Source organism: Nonomuraea sp. NPDC059007, assembly GCF_042740555.1.
Taxonomy (GTDB): domain Bacteria; phylum Actinomycetota; class Actinomycetes; order Streptosporangiales; family Streptosporangiaceae; genus Nonomuraea.
On the sequence record NZ_JBHYJD010000006.1, the window covers coordinates 271,940 to 293,073 of the forward strand.

General features: G+C 68.8%; 24 protein-coding genes and 1 tRNA gene. 12 read left to right on the top strand and 13 right to left on the bottom strand.

Features of this window, described 5'->3' with window-relative positions:
- Positions 1-53 precede the first annotated feature (53 nt).
- Entirely contained in the window at positions 54-1,364 is a 1,311-nt protein-coding gene (locus ACFWY5_RS12495; protein WP_379631790.1) for an IS701 family transposase, read from the top strand.
- 91 nt (positions 1,365-1,455) lie between these two features.
- On the opposite strand, the gene ACFWY5_RS12500 is transcribed toward ACFWY5_RS12495, so the two are convergent.
- Both ACFWY5_RS12500 and ACFWY5_RS12505 read right to left on the bottom strand, forming a co-directional pair.
- Positions 1,456-1,860, bottom strand: a complete 405-nt coding sequence (locus ACFWY5_RS12500) for a hypothetical protein (RefSeq protein WP_379615548.1) — start codon at positions 1,858-1,860, stop codon at positions 1,456-1,458.
- A 265-nt stretch (positions 1,861-2,125) separates the two neighbouring features.
- Positions 2,126-2,749 carry a hypothetical protein gene (locus ACFWY5_RS12505; RefSeq protein WP_379631792.1) on the bottom strand — a complete coding sequence of 208 codons (624 nt, stop codon included), beginning with the start codon at positions 2,747-2,749 and terminating at the stop codon, positions 2,126-2,128.
- A 245-nt stretch (positions 2,750-2,994) separates the two neighbouring features.
- Here ACFWY5_RS12505 and ACFWY5_RS12510 point away from each other — a divergent pair, with 245 nt between their 5' ends.
- Both ACFWY5_RS12510 and ACFWY5_RS12515 read left to right on the top strand, forming a co-directional pair.
- A complete protein-coding gene (locus ACFWY5_RS12510) occupies positions 2,995-4,167 on the top strand; it encodes a Fic family protein (protein ID WP_379631794.1) in 1,173 nt (390 codons plus the stop codon).
- Between the two features lie 269 nt (positions 4,168-4,436).
- Entirely contained in the window at positions 4,437-4,679 is a 243-nt protein-coding gene (locus ACFWY5_RS12515; RefSeq protein WP_379615554.1) for a hypothetical protein, read from the top strand.
- A gap of 763 nt (positions 4,680-5,442) precedes the next feature.
- Here the strand turns inward: ACFWY5_RS12515 and ACFWY5_RS12520 are convergent.
- Positions 5,443-5,871, bottom strand: coding sequence for a hypothetical protein (locus tag ACFWY5_RS12520; RefSeq protein WP_379631796.1), 429 nt, complete (start codon positions 5,869-5,871; stop codon positions 5,443-5,445).
- A 248-nt stretch (positions 5,872-6,119) separates the two neighbouring features.
- Here ACFWY5_RS12520 and ACFWY5_RS12525 point away from each other — a divergent pair, with 248 nt between their 5' ends.
- Positions 6,120-6,320 (top strand): hypothetical protein, encoded by a 201-nt coding sequence (locus tag ACFWY5_RS12525; protein WP_379631798.1) that lies wholly within the window; start codon positions 6,120-6,122, stop codon positions 6,318-6,320.
- 1 nt (position 6,321) lies between these two features.
- Here ACFWY5_RS12525 and ACFWY5_RS12530 read toward each other — a convergent pair whose 3' ends face one another.
- Positions 6,322-7,368, bottom strand: coding sequence for a hypothetical protein (locus tag ACFWY5_RS12530; RefSeq protein ID WP_379631800.1), 1,047 nt, complete (start codon positions 7,366-7,368; stop codon positions 6,322-6,324).
- A gap of 421 nt (positions 7,369-7,789) precedes the next feature.
- Here ACFWY5_RS12530 and ACFWY5_RS12535 point away from each other — a divergent pair, with 421 nt between their 5' ends.
- Positions 7,790-8,185 (top strand): hypothetical protein, encoded by a 396-nt coding sequence (locus ACFWY5_RS12535; protein WP_379615562.1) that lies wholly within the window; start codon positions 7,790-7,792, stop codon positions 8,183-8,185.
- 469 nt (positions 8,186-8,654) lie between these two features.
- Here the strand turns inward: ACFWY5_RS12535 and ACFWY5_RS12540 are convergent, their stop codons facing one another.
- The 6 genes from ACFWY5_RS12540 to ACFWY5_RS12565 all read right to left on the bottom strand — a co-directional run bounded on the left by ACFWY5_RS12540 (position 8,655) and on the right by ACFWY5_RS12565 (position 13,147).
- The gene (locus ACFWY5_RS12540; RefSeq protein WP_379615567.1) at positions 8,655-8,831 is read right to left on the bottom strand and encodes a hypothetical protein; all 177 of its coding nucleotides are present in this window, start codon (positions 8,829-8,831) and stop codon (positions 8,655-8,657) included.
- Positions 8,832-8,842: 11 nt separating this feature from the next.
- Complete coding sequence (locus ACFWY5_RS12545) at positions 8,843-9,289, bottom strand: lamin tail domain-containing protein (protein WP_379615569.1); 447 nt, start codon at positions 9,287-9,289, stop codon at positions 8,843-8,845.
- A gap of 154 nt (positions 9,290-9,443) precedes the next feature.
- The gene (gene kstD / locus ACFWY5_RS12550) at positions 9,444-11,177 is read right to left on the bottom strand and encodes a 3-oxosteroid 1-dehydrogenase (RefSeq protein WP_379631802.1); all 1,734 of its coding nucleotides are present in this window, start codon (positions 11,175-11,177) and stop codon (positions 9,444-9,446) included.
- A 91-nt stretch (positions 11,178-11,268) separates the two neighbouring features.
- The gene (locus ACFWY5_RS12555; protein WP_379615573.1) at positions 11,269-12,198 is read right to left on the bottom strand and encodes a hypothetical protein; all 930 of its coding nucleotides are present in this window, start codon (positions 12,196-12,198) and stop codon (positions 11,269-11,271) included.
- Positions 12,189-12,524 (bottom strand): hypothetical protein, encoded by a 336-nt coding sequence (locus ACFWY5_RS12560; protein WP_379615575.1) that lies wholly within the window; start codon positions 12,522-12,524, stop codon positions 12,189-12,191. The genes ACFWY5_RS12555 and ACFWY5_RS12560 overlap by 10 nt, the downstream gene beginning before the upstream one ends.
- Positions 12,525-12,577: 53 nt before the next feature.
- Positions 12,578-13,147 (bottom strand): TetR family transcriptional regulator, encoded by a 570-nt coding sequence (locus ACFWY5_RS12565; protein WP_379631804.1) that lies wholly within the window; start codon positions 13,145-13,147, stop codon positions 12,578-12,580.
- A gap of 85 nt (positions 13,148-13,232) precedes the next feature.
- Between ACFWY5_RS12565 and ACFWY5_RS12570 the strand changes: the two genes are divergently transcribed.
- The 6 genes from ACFWY5_RS12570 (at position 13,233) to ACFWY5_RS12595 (ending at position 17,706) form a co-directional block, all read left to right on the top strand.
- Positions 13,233-15,017: an MDR family MFS transporter gene (locus tag ACFWY5_RS12570; protein ID WP_379631806.1), complete on the top strand. Its 1,785-nt coding sequence runs from the start codon at positions 13,233-13,235 to the stop codon at positions 15,015-15,017.
- Positions 15,014-15,400: a hypothetical protein gene (locus tag ACFWY5_RS12575; RefSeq protein ID WP_379615581.1), complete on the top strand. Its 387-nt coding sequence runs from the start codon at positions 15,014-15,016 to the stop codon at positions 15,398-15,400. Before ACFWY5_RS12570 ends, ACFWY5_RS12575 begins: the two co-directional genes overlap by 4 nt.
- Positions 15,397-15,639, top strand: coding sequence for a hypothetical protein (locus tag ACFWY5_RS12580; protein ID WP_379615583.1), 243 nt, complete (start codon positions 15,397-15,399; stop codon positions 15,637-15,639). Before ACFWY5_RS12575 ends, ACFWY5_RS12580 begins: the two co-directional genes overlap by 4 nt.
- Before the next feature lie 13 nt (positions 15,640-15,652).
- Positions 15,653-16,111, top strand: coding sequence for a universal stress protein (locus ACFWY5_RS12585; protein WP_379615585.1), 459 nt, complete (start codon positions 15,653-15,655; stop codon positions 16,109-16,111).
- Positions 16,112-16,134: 23 nt separating this feature from the next.
- Entirely contained in the window at positions 16,135-16,845 is a 711-nt protein-coding gene (locus ACFWY5_RS12590; RefSeq protein WP_379631808.1) for a M15 family metallopeptidase, read from the top strand.
- Positions 16,846-16,917: 72 nt separating this feature from the next.
- On the top strand, positions 16,918-17,706 hold the full coding sequence (locus ACFWY5_RS12595) for an NUDIX domain-containing protein (RefSeq protein WP_379615589.1): 789 nt from the start codon (positions 16,918-16,920) through the stop codon (positions 17,704-17,706).
- Here the strand turns inward: ACFWY5_RS12595 and ACFWY5_RS12600 are convergent.
- Positions 17,689-18,600 carry a BtrH N-terminal domain-containing protein gene (locus ACFWY5_RS12600; RefSeq protein ID WP_379615591.1) on the bottom strand — a complete coding sequence of 304 codons (912 nt, stop codon included), beginning with the start codon at positions 18,598-18,600 and terminating at the stop codon, positions 17,689-17,691. The two genes, ACFWY5_RS12595 and ACFWY5_RS12600, sit on opposite strands and share 18 nt — an antisense overlap.
- Positions 18,597-18,914 (bottom strand): STAS domain-containing protein, encoded by a 318-nt coding sequence (locus ACFWY5_RS12605; protein WP_379615593.1) that lies wholly within the window; start codon positions 18,912-18,914, stop codon positions 18,597-18,599. The genes ACFWY5_RS12600 and ACFWY5_RS12605 overlap by 4 nt, the downstream gene beginning before the upstream one ends.
- Before the next feature lie 58 nt (positions 18,915-18,972).
- Between ACFWY5_RS12605 and ACFWY5_RS12610 the strand changes: the two genes are divergently transcribed.
- Positions 18,973-19,059, top strand: a tRNA-Ser gene (locus tag ACFWY5_RS12610).
- A gap of 1 nt (position 19,060) precedes the next feature.
- Here the strand turns inward: ACFWY5_RS12610 and ACFWY5_RS12615 are convergent.
- Positions 19,061-21,049, bottom strand: coding sequence for an AAA family ATPase (locus tag ACFWY5_RS12615; protein ID WP_379631810.1), 1,989 nt, complete (start codon positions 21,047-21,049; stop codon positions 19,061-19,063).
- Positions 21,050-21,134 lie beyond the last annotated feature (85 nt).

Sequence of the window (21,134 nt, forward strand, 5' to 3'; positions counted from 1 at the left end):
GGTGTATCGGTGATGGTCTGCGAGTGACCTTGTGCCTCACCTACGATCTCGTCGTGTCCTGGGATGCCGAACTCGCGGCAATGACCTCGCGGATCGCTGATCGGTTGTTCAAACGGCCAGAACCGAAGGCGACCTTCGGGGACCTGGTCCGTGGGCTGCTGGCCGATGTGCCGCGCAAGAACTCCTGGCAGTTGGCCGACCATCTCGGACATCCGACCGCCAACCCGATCGAGTGGCTGCTGTCGCGGGCGTCGTGGGACGCCGCGGTGTTGCGTGATGAGGTGCGCGCGTACGTGGTCAAACACCTGGGCAGCCCGGACGGGGTGCTGATCGCCGATGACACGCAAGCGATCAAGAAAGGGGACAAGTCGGTCGGGGTGGCCCGCCAGTACTGCGGGCTGACCGGCCAGGTCGAGAACTGCCAGGTGATGCCGATGCTCACCTACGCCTCCGCGGCGGGACACGCCTTCATCAACCGGCGGCTCTACCTACCCGAAGACTGGGCCGGCGACGCGGAACGGCGCAGGGTGGCGGGCGTGCCGGAGCAGATGGCCTTCGCGACCAAGCCTCAGCAGGTGATCGACATGCTCGCCGAAGAACGGCGGGCGGACACCCCGTTCCGCTATCTGGCCGCGGACTCCGGTTACGGCCGCGATCCGGGCCTGCGCGCCTTCTGCCACACCAACACGATCGCCTACTGGGACCACTACGCCACCGGCGTCGCCGCCGACAACAACAGCCCTCCCGAGCTGGCGCTGAAGAACGCCTTCGGCTGGACCCAGTACGACGGTCACGGCCCCGGCGACGAACTACTCGGCGACCCCGCGACCGCGCTGGAACTCGGCTGCGGACGCGGACACGCCGTCGCCGCGCTCGCCACCAAAGGCGTGGAGGCCACCGGCATCGACCTGTCGCCCGTTCAGGTCGAGGGCGCCAGGGCATTGTGGGGGCACCTGCCCAACGCGCACTACGCCGAGGCCGACGTGATCGAATTCCTCGACGACGCCAACCAGCAGTGGGCAGCGATCTACTCCATCTTCGGCGCGCTGTGGTTCACCGACCCGGCACACCTGCTGCCGCGTATCCACCGGCGACTGGCGCCCGGTGGCCGGCTGGTCTTCAGCCAGGCGCCGGCCGTACCCGGCTCCTACGGCGTCCAAGGCATGTACGGCGCAGGCTTCTGCGGCCCGCAAACGTGGGTGTATCGCTGGGCCTACGAGCCCGAGACATGGGCGCGCATGCTCGCCGCGCACGGATTCGTCGACGTCAGGGCCTGGCACGAGCCCGCGCCCGACCTTGACCACGTGGGCACACTTCTCGTCCAGGCCCATCGACCCATGTGCGGGCCGGCGGGGAACGCCTGACGGGTCAGGCTGCGGGGAACGATCTGGTCAGTATGACGAAGCCCGGCCTCTGGCAGTGCAGAGGCCGGGCTTTCGCATGTCCGGGGAGCGATCAGCAGTTGTTGACCCACAGGTGACCTGTGATGGTCTTCTCCACGGACTTCCCCTTGTCCGGCCCCGAGCTCCACGTTCTGGGGACGTAGCCGACAAACCCCGGCTTGACGCACCACGAACTGCCCGCGCCGCCCTTACGCGAGTAGAACCGGATGTGTGAGTAGCTGCCAGTCCCGGCGTTGAACACGTGGTGGCGCGGGATTTGGGTGAAGCCGTTGCAGTTGTTGCTCCAATCCAGGTCGTCGCCTGCCCACTGGCATTTCCGGCCGTAGGCATCGGTGACGCACACGTACGTCTTCCGGCATTCCCAGAGGTCAGCCGTCTCGGCAGCGGCCACGCCTGCGCCACCCGCCGACATCGCGATGGCGGCTGCGAGTGCCAGTCCAACTCCGCGGAAGTTCATGCAGATCCCCTTTCAGGCGCGATCGACGGTAGAGGAGGCTGCTTTCGATCCGCTTTTGGCAAGGATCTTCGTCGTGCCAACGCCACATCCGACCGATGGGCCTGTGCGTATTCCACGCGTGAGCGTACGGTGACATTGCGCGCCTCGGGAGTGTCCGCGACCGTCGCCGTCAAGGTGGGGTTCGGGCATTGGGCGGCGATGCCCGCCTCAGACTGCTGGGGCGGGCATTGTTGCGTCGCTGCGGATCATGCCGTCGGGCTTGGCCTCACAGCAGATCCTGATCGCGCAGAGCCTTGGTCACGAGCAGCAGCCCGCGCTGCATGCCGACCAGTCGGGGTCCCTCCGTGCGGTAGACATCGAGGACGGCCTCGATGGCGTGCGGAGGTAGCCAGTCACGCAAGTCGACCGCCGCCCTCGAAAAGCCCTTCCGTGCGGCCAAGACGCCCTGGTCGAGATGTTCGGCGGCTGCCGCCGCGAGCGCGCGCGGGTTGTCTCGTAGCGCCTGGTGGGCGCGATAGTCGGGCGGCAGTGCCTCGAACATCCAGGCCACGGCAGAGTCCTGCCAGCTCGGTGTCGTGGGCGGCGCCACCTCAGTCGGCCATCCTGGCGGGCGGTCCGCATCGGGCCCGTCGCCGGCGGGCTGCTCGACGCTCTGCCAGGGCACGGTGGTGTAGTCCTCACCGGGGATGGGCTGGAGGCCGAGGAGGGGCAGCCACTTCTCGCGCTCGGTGAGTCCGCCTCGGAATCCTTCGACGTAGTCGTGGCGTTTGACGAGCGCTTCCTTGGTGCTGCCGTCCTCTCCCATGCACAGCGCCAGCATCCATCCCGCGCTGTTCGGCGGGATGATGACCGGCACGCCGGTTGGTGGCGGGGTCGGTTCGGGCGGCATCTCTTCACCGTAGCTGTCATCGAATGTGATTTCGAGTTGCGGTGCGCCGGGCCCGCGCTGGGTGAGCAGTCCGGCTGGGTGGGCCTGCGCCTATGCGGTGCGTGAGTACACAGTGACGTCATGTCCGAGACTGGCCGGTCCTGCGGCGCGGGGGCTTACAATCTCAGCCTGAGATTGTAAGTAGAATCGCGTTCGCTTTAAATTACAGCGGTGGAATTAAAGTCGTAGCGCCTAGACTGCCCTGCGTGGATCTCGATCTGACGGCGAAGTCTCCAGTGGGCAGCCTGGTGACAATCACGGGCATGGACGCTCGGCGGGGTGTCGAGTTCGAACACAAGGCGTTCCTTCCCCACCCCTTGCCTGACAGGCTTGATCTGGAGCCTGCCACATACAGTGCGCTCATCGACGCCACAGCCGCCGTTGCGCGCCTTGATCAAGCTGCTTTCAGGCTGCCTAACCCGCAGCTACTCGCGCGCCCTGCCATCCGGCAGGAGGCTGTGAGCACGTCAGCACTTGAGGGTACGTACGCAGCGTTCATAGATGTTCTTGAAGCTGAACTGCTCGACGACGGTGGCGAGTCGGCTGCCGTGCAGGAGGTTCGGAACTACATCAGGGCGGCAGACGCTGCCTACGGTTGGATCTCGGACCTGCCAATCACGGTCGGCATGCTGTGCAACCTGCAGTCCCTTCTGGTCAAGGGAACACGCTCAGAGACAGGTGACGCCGGTCGAATCCGAACGATCCAAGTCTGCATCGGAGGTGGGGGAAACCGGCTTGAGGACGCCCGGTTTGTGCCACCTCCGCCAGGGCTTCCCCTGCAGGCCAGCATGCAGGAGTGGGCGGACTGGATCGAAGGCGATTCGTCGATCCCCCTCATCGCGAAATTGGCCCTGGGCCACTACCAGTTCGAGTCCCTGCATCCGTTCAATGATGGCAACGGTCGACTCGGGCGACTCACTTGTGTTCTGCAACTGATGCGTGCGGGCGCACTTCGAGTGCCCGTCCTCAATCTGTCGCCCTGGCTAGAGCGTCGTCGGCGCGACTATCAAGATCATCTTCTGCAGTGCAGTGTGACAGGACGTTTCGACGACTGGATTCGGTTCTTCAGCACCTGCGTGGCCGATCAATCTGCCCGAGCGGTGGAGAAGATCGACGGGCTCCTTGATTGGAAAGCGGCGGCCCTACGGAACCTCACCGACCAGCGCGTCAAGGGGGTCGCCACCACAATCACCGAGGAGCTAATCGGGTTTCCGGTGATCACACCATCGATCGCCGCGAAAGCCTACGGAGTGACGTATCCTGCCGCCAACACGGCGATCAAGCGCCTCGCCGAACTGGGCATCCTAGAGGAGCGGACAGGACGCAGGTACGGACGCCTATTCGCCGCTCCCGGCGTACTGCAGATCATCGAGTCATAGCGGAGTCGTACTCGAAGACTCCCCGGGCTTCAGCCGAGCCGCGACGGAGCCCGGATCGTACGCTGCAGGGCCCTCGTCGTGTCGGTGGTTGGTGGGCCCTCCCGCTGGTGTGGTCTGCGGGAGAGCTCTGGAGGAGAGGTTGCCGCACGCGGCCTCTGTGCCTGATGAGACGCCGAGGACGCCCGGTGGGTTCGCATGGGACTCGCCGTCGGTGCCGTGGACTGCTGATCTGCGGGTATTCCTGCGCCAGGCGTCATACGATCCGTGGTGTGGCCTGGTGGCAGTCCGGGTGGGGGGTGTGGCGCGGCGAGGAGCCGGACCTCACCGCCCCTCCCGCGTACCGGACCGACAACATCACGCAGGCGGCCTCGGATGCGGCCGCGCATTGGGCGCTCGGGGTGGTCCCGGATCACTCGTCCGTGCACATCCGCGACCCGGACGGCGCGGCGAGGTTCGTGGCCGGCATGGAGGAGCGCAGGTCGCGCCGGTGGTGGCAGCGCCTGTCTAGCTGATGTCGCGGGCGCTTTCGCAGTCCACGCTCTTGGTCTGCTCGTCGGTGGCGCGGAACTCCTTGCCGGTGTCGAACGTGCTTTTCTGCCCCGCCCGTTGCCCAGCCAAGTGGTTGGGCAGCTGGATCCCACCCTGGTCAAAGGTGCTCCGCGCGCTTATTTCATCTCGCTTGCGCCCATCAGTCCTACCTGTGAGGGGCACATCGAAAACTGGCTCCCCGGTTGGTGAACCTTGTGGCCTTGTCGCTAGGAGAGGCGGTTGGGGCCGCGGGCGAGCGATCGAGTAGGGCTGTGACGAAGCGACAGGTTTCGGGACCGGTGGGGCCGAGCCTGGGAGCGGCGGGAGAAGGGCGGCATGAAGGCTTCGATGTCCAGGGGTCATCACTCAAGGTCTTCAACGCCCAGTGTTCTACTACCCGAGCACACAGACCACTGCCGAATCCTCGCCTATGGATCAAGGGCGGCGCTCCGTGCGGTCAGATTCCAAATAGCTGATAGGCAGACCGTGTGCTGGTACTTCCAGCAGTGGGAACAGGCCAGTGTCACCGAAGCCCTGCTGGTCGAGCTGTGAGTCAAGGCACGCCGCCAGCGCGTGGGATCGACTCCCAGAACATCAAGAGCGCCGACACAGTCGGCCGCGACAGCCACCTGTCCGGGTCGCGTGGATGCGCCGGCAGCAGGTTCGCCTGCGCCCGCCGCTGCGGGATTGAGCGTCCGCAATGCGGCCTTTCAATACCTACGCGAAGATCGGGCAGAGGCGACAAGATCAGAGCTTGCCCGTGAAGGTGGTGGTGTTGTTGCACAGGTTGCCGCCCAGAAAGCAGCGCCGAGCCTTGATCACTACCGTGTCGGCGCCCTGCTTGGCGGCGACGGAGAAGGCGAAATCTCTGATGCCCTTCTTCCGGCCCGCCTCCACCCGGCCGCCGGTGCCGCCGACCCTCTTGCCCGCCTTGGAGAAGCTGACCTCGACGACCGCCGTCCACAGATCCCACTTGGTGTCGTGCACAGTCCCCGAGGCGGCGACGTAGCCGTCACCGCACGCTTTCCACAGGTATTTGACATGACCGTGCTTGGTCTTGAGCATTGCCCCGCCGCCGGTGCAGCCCCACGCGGCGGCGGTCGCCGGGGCGGGAGCCAGTACGGCGAGAGCGACGGCGGCGACGACGAGCGTCTTTAATCCGGAAGTCTTTCGCATGATCGGCAGCCTAGGAGAACCGCTTGCAACCCACTGTCAGGTGCGCATCCGGGCCACGAGGCCGGTGTCGGAGGACCTGCTCAACGCCGATCGGGTGAGGTCCAGGACAGAGGCCCACGGATGTGTCGACGAGAGCTCAGCCAGGCAGGCGGTTGGCTGGCTGAGCTCGTTGTGTGGGAGGCCGGTTCGGCAGAGGCGGTTGCCAGGGGTCACTCAGCGTCGGAGGATTGAGGCGGGGAGTGACGCTTATGTCGATGAAGGTGTCTGTCAGGGTTGTGGCGGTGTTCGTGGTGGCTGTCGCGGTTGGGTTTGCGGTGCATCGGGTGGTGTTGGCTCAGGCTGACTCCAGGTCTCCTGCCTCGCCGGCCGTACTGGAGAACGACGGGGATCCCGGGCAGGTTCTCGACTACTGGACGGAAGAGCGCCAGCGCGACGCCACCGGAGGGTGAGTCAGCGGTCCTTGACCGTGTTGTAGACGTTGACCGCGGCGTCGCCCAGGTACGGGTCGCGCCACTCGTCGTTGTCGAAGAAGTGCCAGCTGTTGGCGCTGATGATGTAGCCCCAGCCGCGGGGGAACTGGAGATCGTAGAGTACGGGTCCACCGCTGGCCCCGTGGAACATGTCGCAGTGGAAGCCCATGCGGCTGTCCGAGCCCGGCTTCCAGGTGGCGCCGGTGCAGTACCAGAGGCGCTGGCCGTCCATTTCGGGGCGGTCTTCCGGGGCGGCGTCCTCGGGGTAGCCGAAGGCGTGGACCTGGTAGTCGTGCCGGCCGCTGTTGAAGTGGTATCCCTGGGAGCCGGTGATGTCCTGGACGTTGCCCTGGGAGTTCGGGGCCAGGGCTATGGCGCCGATGTCGTAGGCCCAGTCGCCGTTCTCGGTCCAGCCTCTGGGGGACGACGCGGTCCGCCAGCCCCAGGCGCCCAGCGAACTGCCGGCGTCGTAGTCGGGGCGGAACAGGAAGTTCGTGAACCAGCCCTGGGCGCCGCCACCGCCTTCGCGGTGGACGCAGTGTCCGGCGGTCCAGATGGTGTTGCGGTTGTTGGCGTTGATCACGGAGGCGGAGCAGTAGCGGTCCGCGCCCTGGTCGTTGGTGTAGAAGAGTTTGCCGATCGTGGTGGCCGGCATCACGCCGTGGCTGTTCCAGCGCTGCGCCTTGACGATGGCGGCGCGGACGTCGCGGGGGCCCGGACTGGCGGCCCTGGCGGGGCGCGTGCCGGCGGAGGAGAGGGGCGGGAGGCTGGTTTTCGGCACCGAGGTGGTTCTGTTGCCCGCGCCCCGGGTCGTGGGCCGGGTCTCCTTCGCGCCCCTGATGCGGGCCGGGGTCCAGTAGGCGGAGAGTTGCGCCGCGGTCTGACCGGCTTGCTTGACGGCCGCCTGGTCCGGGTCGGCTCTGCTCGCGGTCGCGGCGGTGGCGTTCACTGTGCTCATGGCGAGGCTCAGCACGCCGAGGATGACGAAGAAGCGCTTTCTTGCTGTACCGAAATTGTGGTGAGCCATCCGTAGTATCCTTCTTGTCGGAATTTGTTGGCCGGTTTGCTACCACTCGCAGTTCGCGTTTGCGCATCCGTCAAACCCCGCCTCGACCTCCCTGTATGCGCCTATGCAGTTCCGAGATGCGCACATCAACCATCAATTGTTGAGATGGGCTGGTCAAGGCTGTCAAAGATGAAATCTTGGAGCGCGGGAATTGCGCCGAATATTCGGGCCATAGCGCCATTTATCCCTTTTAGGGAGGCGCCCTGGATCGCGAAGTTGCTGGGCACCAGGCCCTCTCGGAGGCCGAGGGATCGAGTCGGCCGCCCCGGAGCGCGTCCCCGACACCGTTGCGGTCCCGCCGGCCTCGTTCCCCGAGATTGCTTGAAATGCTGTGTGCAGTACTGGCTTTGCTGCGTATGCTCTGCGCAGAGAGGAGAGCCTGATGGCGCTCATCGAGGTATCGCAGGACACCAAGGACAAGGTGGCGTTCGCCGCGCGTATGGCGGGCACCACCGAAGGGGAGATCGTGCGGCGCTTGATCCTCGACCCCTCGGCGGGTGGGGATGCCGTCTCCCCCAAGACGACAGGAGACGGCATCCCCATCTATGCCGACTACGCAGGACATCGAACCCGTGCGCAGTTCATTGCTCCGGCCCGGGTCGAGATCGTTGACGGGCCGCTGGCAGGGACGTCCTACAAGTCCCCCACGGGGGCGGCTCGGGCTGTCGTCGGGCACTACCAGCCGGAGGTGAACGACAACCGCAACGGCTGGATGTTCTGGGCGATCGAGAACGGTGGCGGGCCTCGCGTCTGGCTCCAGACGATTCGTCCGGAGTAGGCACCTCAAGCAGGTGGTTCGTCGCGGCACCGCACTGCGGTTCGCTCTGCATCCCCGAAGGGCACGAGTGCCCCTCGCGACACGTCCGAGCAGGGGAGCGATGAAAGTGCTGCTCAACCCCCAAATGTTTCCGACATCGTCCACTGCGCCACGCTGTACGGCGGAGCGGAAAGTCAAGACGACCTCAGCGGGTTTCTGCGGTATCGCACGCGGGATCCGCACTTCATCCGCGTCGAGATCCCCGGCGGCCCTGAGCACCTCGATATCGCCAGATCCGTAGTGTCAGACGGGCTGAATCGGTCCATGAAGTCGCGGGATGTCCGGGTGGCCCGTTCGGGGACTCTGTCCGCTTGTCCATCGAGATGCCCGCAGACTCGGATCTGACGTTCCTGATCGCCCGCGAGTCGCTCGGCGCGTTCCTGGCGGAGCACGACCTTCTGACCGAGCGGACCGAGTCGTCCTGAGGGTGTCAGAAGCCGCCGGTGGTGCCGTCGTTGTAGAAGTCCGCGCCGCGGATCACGTCTCCCGTATCGTTCTGGCCGCCGGTCGGGGAGGACGGGGTGTTGAGGTCCTGCCGGCGCGCCCTCCGGCGGCGGAATCGTCGCTTGGCGAGGATCTGGCGGATGCGGCGGCGTAACCATCTCATGGACCGCAAGGCTAGGGGCAATGCGTCCAGGCGCGGCCGCGTCCCCAGGAGCAGGTGTCGATCTTCTTGAGGTCGGATGACCGGTGGATGCTCGCGGTGTCGCCGTCGTTGTTCCATACGTACTGGCCGCGGTTCCAGTACACGGTGGAGGTGCCGTCGTCGCCGGTGCCGGTGCGGACCGTCACCGTCTTGCCGGGCTTGAGGACTAACGCGAGGAAGCGGTACTTGTAGCCGGTCTTGTCGCGCAGGATCCACTTCTCCATCTGGATCGGCTTGCGGGTGGTGTTCTTGAGGACGACGTACTCGGCGTTCAGGCTGGTGCTGGAGCGGGTGTCCTTGCCCGGGCTGTCGTAGTACACCTTGATGATCTGTACGGCGGGCGCCGCGGCCTGGGCGGGCATGCCGGTGAGGGCGGCGGCGGTCAGGGTGGCGGCGGCTGTCCGAAGGAGGAGGCGCATCGTCGGATCCTCTGCGTCCGAAGGGAACGGGAACGCTCCATGGGACGGGTGGTCCATGACGGTGGTTGTCGGCCTGGCCGCATCCGGTCAGCAGGGGTCGGGTACGGAAGCGGGCTCCCCGACGGACAGAGCCCGCACACCGAGAATGCCCGGCCTACAGGTGGCGGGCGGCTATGTAGCCGAAGGTCATCGCCGGGCCCAAGGTTGAGCCGGCTCCGGCGTAGCTGCGGCCCATGACCGGGGAGGAGGCGTTGCCCGCCGCGTACAGGCCGGGGATGACGGTGCCGGTGGTGGTCAGGACTCGGGCGTGGACGTCGGTCTTCAGGCCGCCCTTGGTGCCCAGGTCGCCGGGGACGATTTTGAGGGCGTAGAACGGCGGGAGGAGCAGGGGCGCCAGGCAGGAGTTGGGGATGACGGCGGGGTCGGTGAAGTAGTGGTCGTAGACGCTGTCTCCGCGGCGGAAGTCCAGGTCGCGGCCGGTCCACGCGAAGCCGTTGAAGCGGGTCAGCGTCGAACTCAGGGCGGAGGCGGGGACGCCCATCTTGGCGGCCAGGCCGTTCCATGACCATGACTTCACGACCGCGCCCGCGCTGTACCAGGAGCTGGGGAAGTCCAGCGTCGGGGCGATGTCCTTGAACAGGTAGCGGTTGCGGTAGTTCTGGTCGATGACCAGCCACGCCGGGATCGCGTCCCGTTCGTACATGACGTGCACGACGTCGCTGTACGGCGCCGCCTCGTTGACGAACCGCCGCCCGGCCCGGTTGACGATCAGGCTGCCGGGCAGGGTGCGTTCGGCCAGGCAGAAGTACGGCTCGCCGGGCAGCGGGATGGACGGTCCCCACCAGGCGTCGTCCATGAACTCGACGGCGGCGCCCACCTGGAGTCCCGCCCGGTGACCGTCGCCGGTGTTGGCCGCGGCGCCGACGGTCCAGTCGGTGCCGATGGGCTGTTCCTGGTACTGGTCGCGCATGGCGTCGTTGTGCTCGAAGCCGCCGGAGGCCAGGATGACCGCGCGGCGGGCGCGTACCAGCGTCTGGGTTCCGTCGCGCGTGACGAGGACGCCGGCCACGCGGCCGTTCTCCACACGCAGGTCGGTCAGGGGCGTGTTGAGCCAGACGGGGACCCCGGCCTGGGCCAGCCCGGCGCGTAGCGCGCCGGCCAGCGCCTGTCCCATGGTCAGGGGTTCGATGCCGCGGGCCTTGGCGGCCAGCCAGCGGGCCGCGCCCTCCAGTGCGACGGCGGCGCCGCGGGCGTTGACGAGGGCGAGGTTGAGCCACTTGTAGTCGGCGCTGAAGATGACCTCGCCGGCGGGGACGGGGATGTAGGCGGGGTTCAGGTTGGCCAGTTCGGCGCCGAGGAGGTTGCCGTCGAACAGGTCCGGCTCGATGGAGCGTCCGTTGGGCTGGCCGCCGGGGAGTTCGGGGTAGTAGTCGGAGTAGCCCTCCATCCAGCGGAAGCGCAGCGGGCTGTTGCGGGTGACGAACGAGATCATCGCCGGCCCGTTGGCGAGGAACGCCGCCTGCTTGTCCGCCGGCACCCCGCTGGGCCCGACCACGGCTCCCAGGTACGCCGCCGCCTTGGCCGGTGTGTCCGGTACGCCAGCCGCCAGGATCGTCTCGTTGTTGGGAACCCAGATCCCCGCCCCCGACCTGGCCGCCGAGCCGCCGAACGTCGCGGCCTTCTCCACGACGAGCGTGCTCAGCCCGCGCTTGGCGGCCGTGAGCGCGGCCGTCATCCCGGCGGCTCCCGCTCCGACCACGACGACGTCGAACTCCTCGGTGACGGCGGCGTCGGCGTGGGCGGCGTTGGCCCCGAGGATCAGCAGCCCGGCTCCGGCCGCGGTGCCGCGTAAGACGGTCCGGCGGGTGGGGTGGGGGTGTGCAGGCATGGCGGAACCCTTCGCAACGGAGTGAAGTACGGCCTCGCGCCAAGGGCCACAGCCACCCAAGCATGCGTTTGGTTCGATCACCTGTCAACCGTCAGCGGTACCTCCAGCCGGGCGGGAAGATGAGGGCCCGCATGCCGTGGCCCTCCAGCTTGCCGATCCATTCGTCGCCCGTCGGCAGGATGGTGCCGTCGCCGTCCAGCGCGCTCTTCACGGGCGTGTAGCCGAACCCGGAACCGAACAACCGGGCGGCCAGCTCGCCACCGCGCGTCGCCGGGCCGGGCAGGGCGAGCTTGGCGGCGTCGTAGCCCAGGATGTAGCCGGTGTTGGCGGTCACGATCTTGCCGAACTCGGTGGCCGACGGGTTCACGTCCCTGCCGTGGGCCACGTCCACGGCGGCGTCGGCGGCCATCGAGCCCGCGGCATAGGCCGCGCCGTCCACCGCGGCGTAGTTCAGGGTGGTCAGCACGTACTTCGGGAAGGTCAGCCGCAGAATCCTGGCCACGTTGTGGAGGAAGACGGACTTCAGGACCTGGGCCAGCTTGACCAGGCGGGCGAGCTGGACGGCGGCCATCGCCTGGGCCACGCCGTACAGGGCGGTGGTGAGGGGTTGGAAGGCGACCAGCCACAGCAGCTGCATGATGGCCTTCTCCAGCTCGACGAACCGCTCGCGCACGTCCTCCACCATGCGCGCGTACGCCTCGCAGCCCACCGCGATCACCCGGCAGTCGTTGGCGAAGGCGTAGGGGAAGAACCTGAGGTTGGTCAGGTAGAGCTTCGAGAAGGCGTCCACGCCGTCGCCGGAGTTGTTGAGCCAGACCGTGGAGGCGGCGGCGTTCGCCCTGGTGGCGATGGCCCCGTCGCCGCGGTCCAGGTCGTCGGCCAGCTCGCGGAAGGCCTTGGCGGCCTTGCGCAGCTCGCCGGGCGGGATCTCCGGCGCGGTCACTCCCGCGTAGACGCGCAGGGCGACCATCGAGCCCGTGCCACCGGCCATGAGGGCCAGCAGCAGCGCGTTCACGGCCATCGGTACACCGGGACGTCGGCGATGCGCAGGTCGTCGGCGACGCCCCAGTCGACGGTGGCGACGTTGCGCCGCATCATCAGCAGGCCCTCGGCGAGGTCGCGGTAGGCCTCGGCGAAGTCCTCGATCATCTCCGGCATCTCCCGCCGTTTGGGGCCGTACCAGGCGACGAACGCCTCGTCCGCCTCCTCGCCCACGGGCCAGGAGCCCAGGCGTCCCAGGATGTCCTCGGCTCTGCGCACCGATCTGGCCAGGTCGTCGGCCAGGTCCGTGAAGGCGGGCGCGGCCTGCTTCGTGAGCTGGTCGTGCGCGATCGACGTGTCTCGCATGCCGGACATGCTGCGGGCCGGATGTTACGGCTACCGCCTCACGTACGTAACGATCACGTGTGCGGGCGTAGACAGAGCTCGAAGACGGCGGTGATCCGGTCGACGTCGGCCGGGGTGGGCACCTCGGGGCCGAGCAGGCGGCGCATGGTCCCGATTCCCAGGAAGACCGCGATCGCCAGCCGCGCCCGCGCCTGCGCGTCCTGCCCTTCGAGCCCGGCGGTCATCGGGGCGATGATCGCGTTGCGGAGCCGTTCGCGGACGAGTTCCTGGATCTCGGGGTCGCCGGCCGAGCGTTCCAGGGAGCGCAGGATCGGGCTTTCCGGGTCGGAGTACATACGTTCCGCCGCGTACTCCCCCAGCCGTCTGGCCAGGCCCTCCCGGTCGCCTTCGATGACCCGGGCGACCGTGGGCTCGCCGGCCAGCACCTCGCCGAACAGTCCCGCCTTGGAACCGAAGTAGCGCCCCACCAGCGCGATGTTGGCGTCGGCCGCCGCCGCGATCATGCGGACGGTCACCTGCTCGTAGCCGTGCTCGGCGAACAGTGTGCGCGCGGCGCGCAGCAGGCGCTGCCGGGTGGCCTCGCGATCACGCGGCTTGGTCTCCGTGGCCGCCTCGGCGTTCATGCCCGAACTCTACCCGCGCGGGGGCCACTTGCCGCGCGGCTAGTAAACGGGCGTATACTCGCGTGGTATTCGAATGTCAAAGGGGGTGGGGCGCTTGGTGGCCCAGGCCGAACGGCGGCAGTATTCGCATCGCGAGATCCTCGAGGTGATGGCCGGGCTCATGCTCGCGATGCTCACCTCGATGATCTCGACCTCCGTCGTGGGCACCGCCCTGCCGACGATCGTCGGCGAGCTCGGCGGCCAGGACCAGTACTCGTGGGTGGCCTCGGCCACCATGCTCACGATGACGGTCTCGACCCCGCTCTGGGGCAAGCTGTCCGACCTGTTCGGCAGGAAGCTGCTCTTCCAGACGTCGCTGGCGTTGTTCGTCGCCGCGTCGCTGGCCGCCGGGCTCTCCCAGGACATGGGCCAGCTCATCGCGGCGCGAGCCGTACAGGGGCTCGGTGTGGGTGGTCTTTCGGCGCTGTCGCAGGTGATCCTCGGCGACATCGTCTCCCCGCGCGAGCGCGGGCGCTACTCCGGCTACATGGGCGCGGTCTTCGGGCTGTCCACGGTGGCGGGGCCGCTGCTCGGCGGCTTCATCGTCGACACCGACTGGCTCGGCTGGCGCTGGTGCTTCTACGTCGTGGTGCCGTTCGCCGCCGTCGCGTTCTTCGTGATCCAGAAGTTCCTGAAGATCGAGCACGTCCGGCGTGACACCACAGTCGACATCTGGGGCGCCTTCACGATCACCGCGAGCGCGAGCGCGCTCATGCTGCTGCTGACGCTGGGCGGCCAGGAGTTCGAGTGGAACTCCTTCTGGACCTACGCGCTGGCCGCGATCAGCCTGCTGATGCTGGCGCTGGCCGTACTGGCCGAGCAGAAGTCGCGCGACCCGATCCTGCCGCCACGGCTCTTCCGCAACCCCACGTTCGTCCTCACCAGCATCGCCTCACTGCTGGTCGGCATGGCGATGTTCGGGGCGATGATCTACCTGCCGCAGTACCTGCAGATCGTGAAGGGACTCAGCCCGACCAACTCGGGGCTGATGACGCTGCCCATGGTGGTCGCGCTGTTCCTGGCCGGCGTGATCTCCGGGAAGATCGTCACCAAGACCGGCAAGTGGAAGATCTTCCCGGTCTCGGGACTGCTGATCGTGGCGATCGGGCTGTTCCTGCTGTCCCGGCTGCACGTCGACTCCAGCGAGTGGCTGATCGGCTTCGACGTGGCGGTGCTGGGCATCGGGCTGGGCCTGTCCATGCAGATGCTCATCCTCGCCGCGCAGAACGCCTCCGAACCGCGCGACATGGCCTCGACGACCTCGGGCGTCTCGTTCTTCCGCTCGCTCGGCGGCGCCGTGGGCGTGGCCGCGTTCGGCGCGATCCTCACCAACCGCCTCAAGGACGAGATGGCGGGGATGCTCCAGGCGGCCGGGATCAACCTGCCCGCCGGTGGCACGCCGAAGCTGGGCAGCCCCGAGGCCATCCAGCACCTGGCAGAGCCGGTCAAGGGCATCGTGCTGGAGTCGTTCACGCGCGGGCTGGAGACCGTGTTCCTGGTCGGCGTGCCGATCGCGGTGCTCGGCTTCGTGGCCACGCTGTTCCTCAAGGAACTTCCGCTGCGCACCAACCAGCCCGTCGCCGCGCCCCAGACGCTCACCAAGGACGACATGGTCCTGGCCGGCCTCCTGCTCGAACTCATCGCCCAGCGCGTCGAGAACACCAACGGCCACCCCTCCGCCCTGCTGAGCGCCGTCGCCAGAATGGCGCCGCCGGACGAGCGCCCGGAACGCGAGCGCGCCAGATCCGTGGCCCACGACGTGCTCCGCCCGACCTCGCGGGCGCTCATCGCACAGGCGGCGCCACCCGAGAAAGAGAGAGTCACCCTATGATCCGCAAGTTCGTGGGCGCGGTCACGGCCGCCCTGGCGCTGCTCGCCGGGCTGTGGCTGATGATCGCCCCGTTCGCCCTGGGCACCCAGCCCGAGGGCGCCGACTGGACAGCCGCCACCAACTCGGAGTTCTTCACCGGCCTCGGCGTGGCCGTCGTCGCGCTCGCCGGCGCGGGCGCGTTCATCGCCGCGATCCATGAGGAGCTCGTCGCGCGCGGTCTGGTGACGGTACGGCAGCGCCCCGCCGAACCCGAGCCCGCCCCCGCCGCCCCGGCCGGCACGTCCTCCGCGGAACTGGCCACCATGCTGGCCCCGCTGGTCGAGGCGCTGCGCGAGGACATGAGAACCCGGCAGAACGGCTCCCTGGTGGAGGATAAGCGATGAAGGCGAAGCTGGGCGTGAGCGCCCTGGTGTTGTTGTTCCTCGGTGGCCTCTGGCTGGTCGCCGCCCCGTTCGCGGTCGGTTACCAGCCGCGCGGCGCCGCGTACACCGACGCGACCGTCAACGACCTGTGGCTCGGCGGCATCCTGGCCGGCCTGTCGTTCGCCGCGCTGGTGGCCTACGCGGCCGACGCCCTGCGCGAACTGGCCCGCCGCGGCCGCCACGTGGCCGAGAAGCGCTGACCAGGGACGTGCCGTGTATCCCCAAGGGGAGCCGCTGGCCGACCCCGGGTTCGAGATCGGCAAGGACGGAGCCGGCCTGATCGTGGTCGGCTACGACGGCTCGGGCCCGAGCCGCAACGCGCTCGCGTACGCGGCCGGGCTCGCCCGCCGGGACAACGCCGGGCTGCTGGTGGCGTTCGTGGAGTCGCTGAACAGCGCCACGCTCTGGTTCTTCGCCGGTGCGCCGATCGTCCCCGATCCGGCCGGCGACCTGGCCGAGGACCTGCGGGACGAGATGCGCGGCGTCGGCGTGCCCTGGCAGTTCATCGCCATGCGCGGCGACGCCACCCGCGCGCTGGAGTCGCTGGCCGACGCGAGCATGGCCGACGCGATCGTGGTCGGCCGTTCCCGCTCGGTCTGGCGCGGCTTCACCGGCTCCGTCTCGGTGGGACTCGCCCGGCGCTCCCGGCGCACCGTCCTCATCGTGCCATAGCCGAAAGCACGTATCGTGGCTGGATGAAGCGTGTATCAGCCCTGGTCATGGTGCTTGCGGCGGCAGCGTGCGCCGGGCAGCAGAAACCGGTCGCCTCAGCCGCGCAGGCCCCGGCTCCGCCTACGACCGCACCGCCGACGGAGACCCCCAGCACGCCGGCCGGCCCGCCGGAGTTCACCGCCAAGATCTCCAAGGTCTCCCGCGACCGGGTCCCGTACTCGTGGCGGCCCGGCTGCCCGGTGCCGCTCGGCGACCTGCGGCTGATCACGATGACCTACTGGGGCTTCGACGACAGGGCGCACACCGGCGAGCTGATCGTGCGGGAGACGGTCACCGACGACATCGTCACGGTCTTCAGGAAGTTGTACGCCGAGCGCTGGCCGATCAAGAAGATGGAGCTGGTCGACGCCTACAAGGGCGACGACTACGACTCGATCGACGCCGACAACACCTCGGCCTTCAACTGCCGTCCTGCCACCGGGTCCAGCAACTGGTCGAAACACGCCTATGGCCAAGCAATCGACATCAATCCCCGCGAAAACCCGTACGTCACTGCAGACGGCGGCACAGCCCACCAAAACGCGAAGAAATTCACCGAGCGGCCAATGGACGGTAAAGGCGTCATAAATCCCCGCGACAAGGTGGTGAAGGCTTTCGCCGCCGTCGGATGGGAGTGGGGCGGCTACTGGTCGGGCACGAAGGACTACCAGCATTTCAGCAAGGGCGGGGGCTGACAGACTATTCGCATGGCGGCGAAAGACGGTGACGGATGGGCCCAATGCGCGCGTGGACACCGGCATTGGGGGGTGCACGGGGCATCGGGGCTGCTGGCCGTACACCATGACGAACAGGGCACCCCGCACGTCCTCATGCAGAAACGCGCCTGGTGGAGCCATCACGGCGGGACGTGGGGCCTGCCCGGCGGCGCCCGCGACAGCCACGAGGACGCGATCGTCAGCGCGCTGCGCGAGGCTCACGAGGAGGCGGCGCTCGGCGCCGACGGCCTGCGGGTGCGCGGCGTCTACCTCGACGACCACGGCGGATGGACGTTCGAGACGGTGATCGCCGAGGCCGGCGCCCTGCTGGACGCGGCGCCCGCGAACTCCGAGAGCTCGGAACTCCTCTGGCTGCCCCTGCCCGAGATCGCCGCCAGGAAGCTGCACCCGGGCTTCGCCGAGACGTGGGACGAGGTCCAGGGCGTGCTCGTCCCCGAGACCGTCGTGCTGGATGTGGCCAACATCGTCGGCGCCCGCGCAGAGCACGGCTGGTGGAACGACCGCCTCGGCGCCGCCACCCGCCTGGTGCGCGACGTGGCCGCCCGCAGCGGCCTCACGCACCCGCTGCTCGCGCAGTGGTACCCGAGGATCGTGGCGGTCGTGGAGGGCGCGGCCAGGCAGACGCCGCCCGCGGGCGAGGTCGAGGTCGTCGCGGCCGCGGGCAGCGGCGACGACACCATCGTCGAGCTGGTACGGCAGGCCAGGCCGTGGGAACGCTACCGCGTGGTCACCGCCGACCGGGGCCTCAAGGAACGGGTGGCCGGACTGGGCGCCGAAACGTCGGGACCCCGATGGCTGCTCTCACAGCTGCGCTCCTAGCTGGACGGCCCCACGCTCCTCCTCCCGTACGGCGGAGGCCACCAGCTCACCGATGCGCGGGTAGGACTCCCCGGCCCGCGCCGCACTCACCACATCCGCCCAAATTTCCCCCGAAGCCCGATAAATCCGGGAAGCGGGGTCCTCCCCCGCCTCGGCCAGGAACTCCGCGAACAGCGGCCGCGACGCCGCCGGAGCCGTGTACTCCACGTCCAGGCACGTCGCCAGCCGCTCAAGCGCGACCCCGGCATCGGTGAACCGGCGCGTCCACCCCTGCTTGGTCGAGGTGTCGCCGAGCTGCTCGGCCAGCTTGCGCATTCCCGACAGCCCGAAGTTGACGTCGAAGTTGTTGCCCAGCACCGGCCCGGTCAGCCTGGCCGCGGTCTCCTTGATCGCTCCCGCGACGTCCGGCCGCCCGCCGCCGGTCCCGGTGATCTCGATGAGCTGGTGGCGCTCCTTCTTGGCCGCCGACCACGCGCCGAGGAACGCTTCCAGCGACATCTCGCCGTCGCCGAGCCGTACCCGATCGCCGTCGAGGTCGAGCACGTCCACGTCGACGGGTTCGGGGAAAGGAAAGTCTGGCCGCCAGGGCAGCCGATGCCGGTCCACCCGGCAGACCACCCGGTGCCCCGCGCCGAGCGCGGCGCGCAGGTTCCGCTCCGCCACCTTGGCCGAGCCGGTGTGGCGGATCTCATGCCGGACTCCCGCCCGGTCCAGGGCCCGCGCGACCATCGGCTCCGGGTGCGCCTGGGCGATGATCGACAGGTGCGGCGGCTCACCGGAGTACTCGAAGACGAAGTACATGAAGCCGATCCCGCCGCCCAGGCCGAACCACATGGCCTCGGACAGTTCCTCGCCGAGCACGCGGCGCAGCAGCGCCGACTCGTAGTGGGTCATGGCGCCCTCACCGGGTAGAAGACGGCCCTGAGGCCGGTGATGTCGAGAACGCGCTGCAGGATGCCGTGCACGCCGCTCAGCCGCATGGTCCCGCCGAGCGCGGTCAGGCGCCGGTGATGCTCGACCAGCACCCACAGCCCGCTGGAGTCGCAGAAGTCGAGCAGCGCCGCGTCCAGCACGATCGTGTGGCAGCCGTCCTCGGACAGCTCCACCAGCCGCTGCTTCAGCCGGGGAGCCGACAGCTTGTCGAGATCCCCCTCAAGACGCACGAGGGCGTCCCCACCGGCGCGTTCGACCTCGACCCTGAGATCCACCCACCGAACTTACCGCGAGCGTCAGGAGCGGAACAGCCGCTAAGGTGGTGTGCGCACTGGAGGGTTCGCATAGTGGACGAGTGCAGCCGCCTTGAAAGCGGCCAGGCCAGCGATGGTCTCGTGGGTTCGAATCCCACACCCTCCGCTCACTCCCGGCCGGCGAAGCCGTCCCCCACGCTGGCGGCGAGCTGGAGGTAGGACTCTCTGGTCGCCTCCTGCAGCCGGTCCAGGTCGATCTCCGCGCCCTCCTCCAGATGCGGGTCGTACGGCACGCGGACCACCGCCCGGCACCGCGCCGCGAAGTGGGCCTCCAGCTTCTTGATGTCCACGGCCGACTTCGAGCGCGGCCGTACGCTGCAGAGCACCACGGTGGCGTCCCTGACCAGGTCGCCGTAGTGGTGCGCCTCCAGCCAGTCGAGCGTCGCCGAGGCGGCCCTGGCGCCGTCCACGGAGGGCGAGCTGACCAGCACGATCTGGTCGGCCAGGCCCAGGACGCCGCCCATGGCCGAGTGGAGCAGGCCGGTGCCGCAGTCGGTGATGCAGATCGAGTAGAAGTTCTCCAGCACCTGCGCGGCGGCCTGGTAGTCGGCGCCGCTGAACGCCTCGGAGACCGACGGGTCGCGGTCGGAGGCGAGCACCTCCAGCCGGGAGGGCGCCTGCGAGGTGAAGGCCCTGATGTCCACGTAGCGCTTGACCTGGTCGCGCTCGTTCAGCAGGTCCCGCACGGTCGCGGAGGTCTCCAGCTCCAGCTTGTCCGACAGGGTGCCGCGGTCGGGGTTGGCGTCCACGGCGATCACCCGGTCGCCGCGCACCTGCGCCAGCGTCGCGCCCAGCCCGACCGTGGTCGTGGTCTTGCCGACCCCTCCCTTCAGGCTCAGTACGGCGACGCGGTGGTGACCGGTGGCCACCGGCGTGCGGGCCCGGTTGAGCAGCTCTCGGCGGCGGCGCACCTCGGCCGGCTCGCCGGGCTTGATCCAGCCGCCGGAGGCCTTGTACACCAGCCTGCGCCAGCCCTTGGACGGCGCGTTACGGCGCCCGCGCAGCAGCGACTCGGGGTCGAGGCTGTCGGCGGTGGGCCGGCCGGTGACCGGCGGGCGCGGCGGCGAGGTGAACACCGGCACGGGCGCGGCCCGGCGTCGCGTCGCGGGCCGCTCGGCGGCGGGGCGCTCGGCGGGCTCGGGGCGGACGGCTGGTTCAGGGCGAACGGCCGGCTCAGGACGGGCGGACTCGGAATGGGCGGACTCGGAACGGGCGGGCTCGGGGCGATCGAAGCCCCGGTCCGCGGGCTGCGGCCGGTCGGTGAAGGACTGCTCGGTGAAGGACCGCTCGTTGAAGGGCTGCCGCGGCTCGGCGGGCTGCTGTGGCGGCTCCGGGGCGGGGCGGTCGGCAGCGGGGCGGTCGGCCGGCTGACCGAACGGGTCGTTACGCGGTGACCAGTCCGGCTTGAACGCCTCGAAGCGCTTCTGCAGCCGCTCCTCTTCCGCGGCGTCCTCCGAGAGCTCCGGCGCGTCCGGCTCGGGCAGGTCCACGGCCGCGCGGGAACGTTCGAAGTCGAGGGGAAGGTCCTGCGTGAAGGGACTGTCGAAGTCCTTCTCGAAGCCGGCCTTCGGCTCGTCGAACGCGGGCTTGGGCAGGTCGAAGGCGGGCCTGGACCACTCGGGCGGCTTCGGCCACGGGTTGTCCGGCTGGGTCTCGGCCTCGGTGTACTCCGCCTTGGGCGGCGTCTCCTCCTCCGCCGGCGCGGGAGTGGGAGAGAGCGTGTAGCTGTCGGTGTCGTCCGGCCTCGGCAGCGGCTTCAGCGGCGCCAGGAAGCTCTCGGCCTCCTCGTCGACCGACCCGGCCGGCTCCTTGCCGGGCGCGGCCTCGTCACCCAGCCACTCGGCGGCCTCGCTCTCGGTGGCGGGCAGTTCCTCCGCGGCGGCGGAGCCGTACACGGAGTCGACGGCGGCACGGAACAGCGGCGGGGTCGGCGTCTCCTGCGCGGACGGCACCGACAGCCATGGGTCCTTCGGGTACGGCGAAGCCGCGGCCTCGGCGGTGGCGCTCACAGCCACCGGCGCCTCTTCCGTCTCCTTGATGGCGTCGAGCCAGGCCAGCTGCTCTTCGAGAGATTCTTCGCGATCGTGCCTTGCCACCGTGTTCCCCCTCGGGTGGGTCTAAAGGGGCAGCAAATACATTGCAGGTTAACGTCAAGCGTCGCGCCGGACGGCGGCAACCCTC

Coding starts and splice junctions, on each gene's coding strand:
- ACFWY5_RS12500 (WP_379615548.1), bottom strand. CDS start 1,860: ATGAACTTCCGCGGAGTTGGACTGGCACTCGCAGCCGCCATCGCGATG.
- ACFWY5_RS12505 (WP_379631792.1), bottom strand. CDS start 2,749: ATGCCGCCCGAACCGACCCCGCCACCAACCGGCGTGCCGGTCATCATC.
- ACFWY5_RS12520 (WP_379631796.1), bottom strand. CDS start 5,871: ATGCGAAAGACTTCCGGATTAAAGACGCTCGTCGTCGCCGCCGTCGCT.
- ACFWY5_RS12525 (WP_379631798.1), top strand. CDS start 6,120: ATGTCGATGAAGGTGTCTGTCAGGGTTGTGGCGGTGTTCGTGGTGGCT.
- ACFWY5_RS12530 (WP_379631800.1), bottom strand. CDS start 7,368: ATGGCTCACCACAATTTCGGTACAGCAAGAAAGCGCTTCTTCGTCATC.
- ACFWY5_RS12535 (WP_379615562.1), top strand. CDS start 7,790: ATGGCGCTCATCGAGGTATCGCAGGACACCAAGGACAAGGTGGCGTTC.
- ACFWY5_RS12540 (WP_379615567.1), bottom strand. CDS start 8,831: ATGAGATGGTTACGCCGCCGCATCCGCCAGATCCTCGCCAAGCGACGA.
- ACFWY5_RS12545 (WP_379615569.1), bottom strand. CDS start 9,289: ATGCGCCTCCTCCTTCGGACAGCCGCCGCCACCCTGACCGCCGCCGCC.
- kstD (WP_379631802.1), bottom strand. CDS start 11,177: ATGCCTGCACACCCCCACCCCACCCGCCGGACCGTCTTACGCGGCACC.
- ACFWY5_RS12555 (WP_379615573.1), bottom strand. CDS start 12,198: ATGGCCGTGAACGCGCTGCTGCTGGCCCTCATGGCCGGTGGCACGGGC.
- ACFWY5_RS12560 (WP_379615575.1), bottom strand. CDS start 12,524: ATGCGAGACACGTCGATCGCGCACGACCAGCTCACGAAGCAGGCCGCG.
- ACFWY5_RS12565 (WP_379631804.1), bottom strand. CDS start 13,147: ATGAACGCCGAGGCGGCCACGGAGACCAAGCCGCGTGATCGCGAGGCC.
- ACFWY5_RS12575 (WP_379615581.1), top strand. CDS start 15,014: ATGATCCGCAAGTTCGTGGGCGCGGTCACGGCCGCCCTGGCGCTGCTC.
- ACFWY5_RS12580 (WP_379615583.1), top strand. CDS start 15,397: ATGAAGGCGAAGCTGGGCGTGAGCGCCCTGGTGTTGTTGTTCCTCGGT.
- ACFWY5_RS12590 (WP_379631808.1), top strand. CDS start 16,135: ATGAAGCGTGTATCAGCCCTGGTCATGGTGCTTGCGGCGGCAGCGTGC.
- ACFWY5_RS12600 (WP_379615591.1), bottom strand. CDS start 18,600: ATGACCCACTACGAGTCGGCGCTGCTGCGCCGCGTGCTCGGCGAGGAA.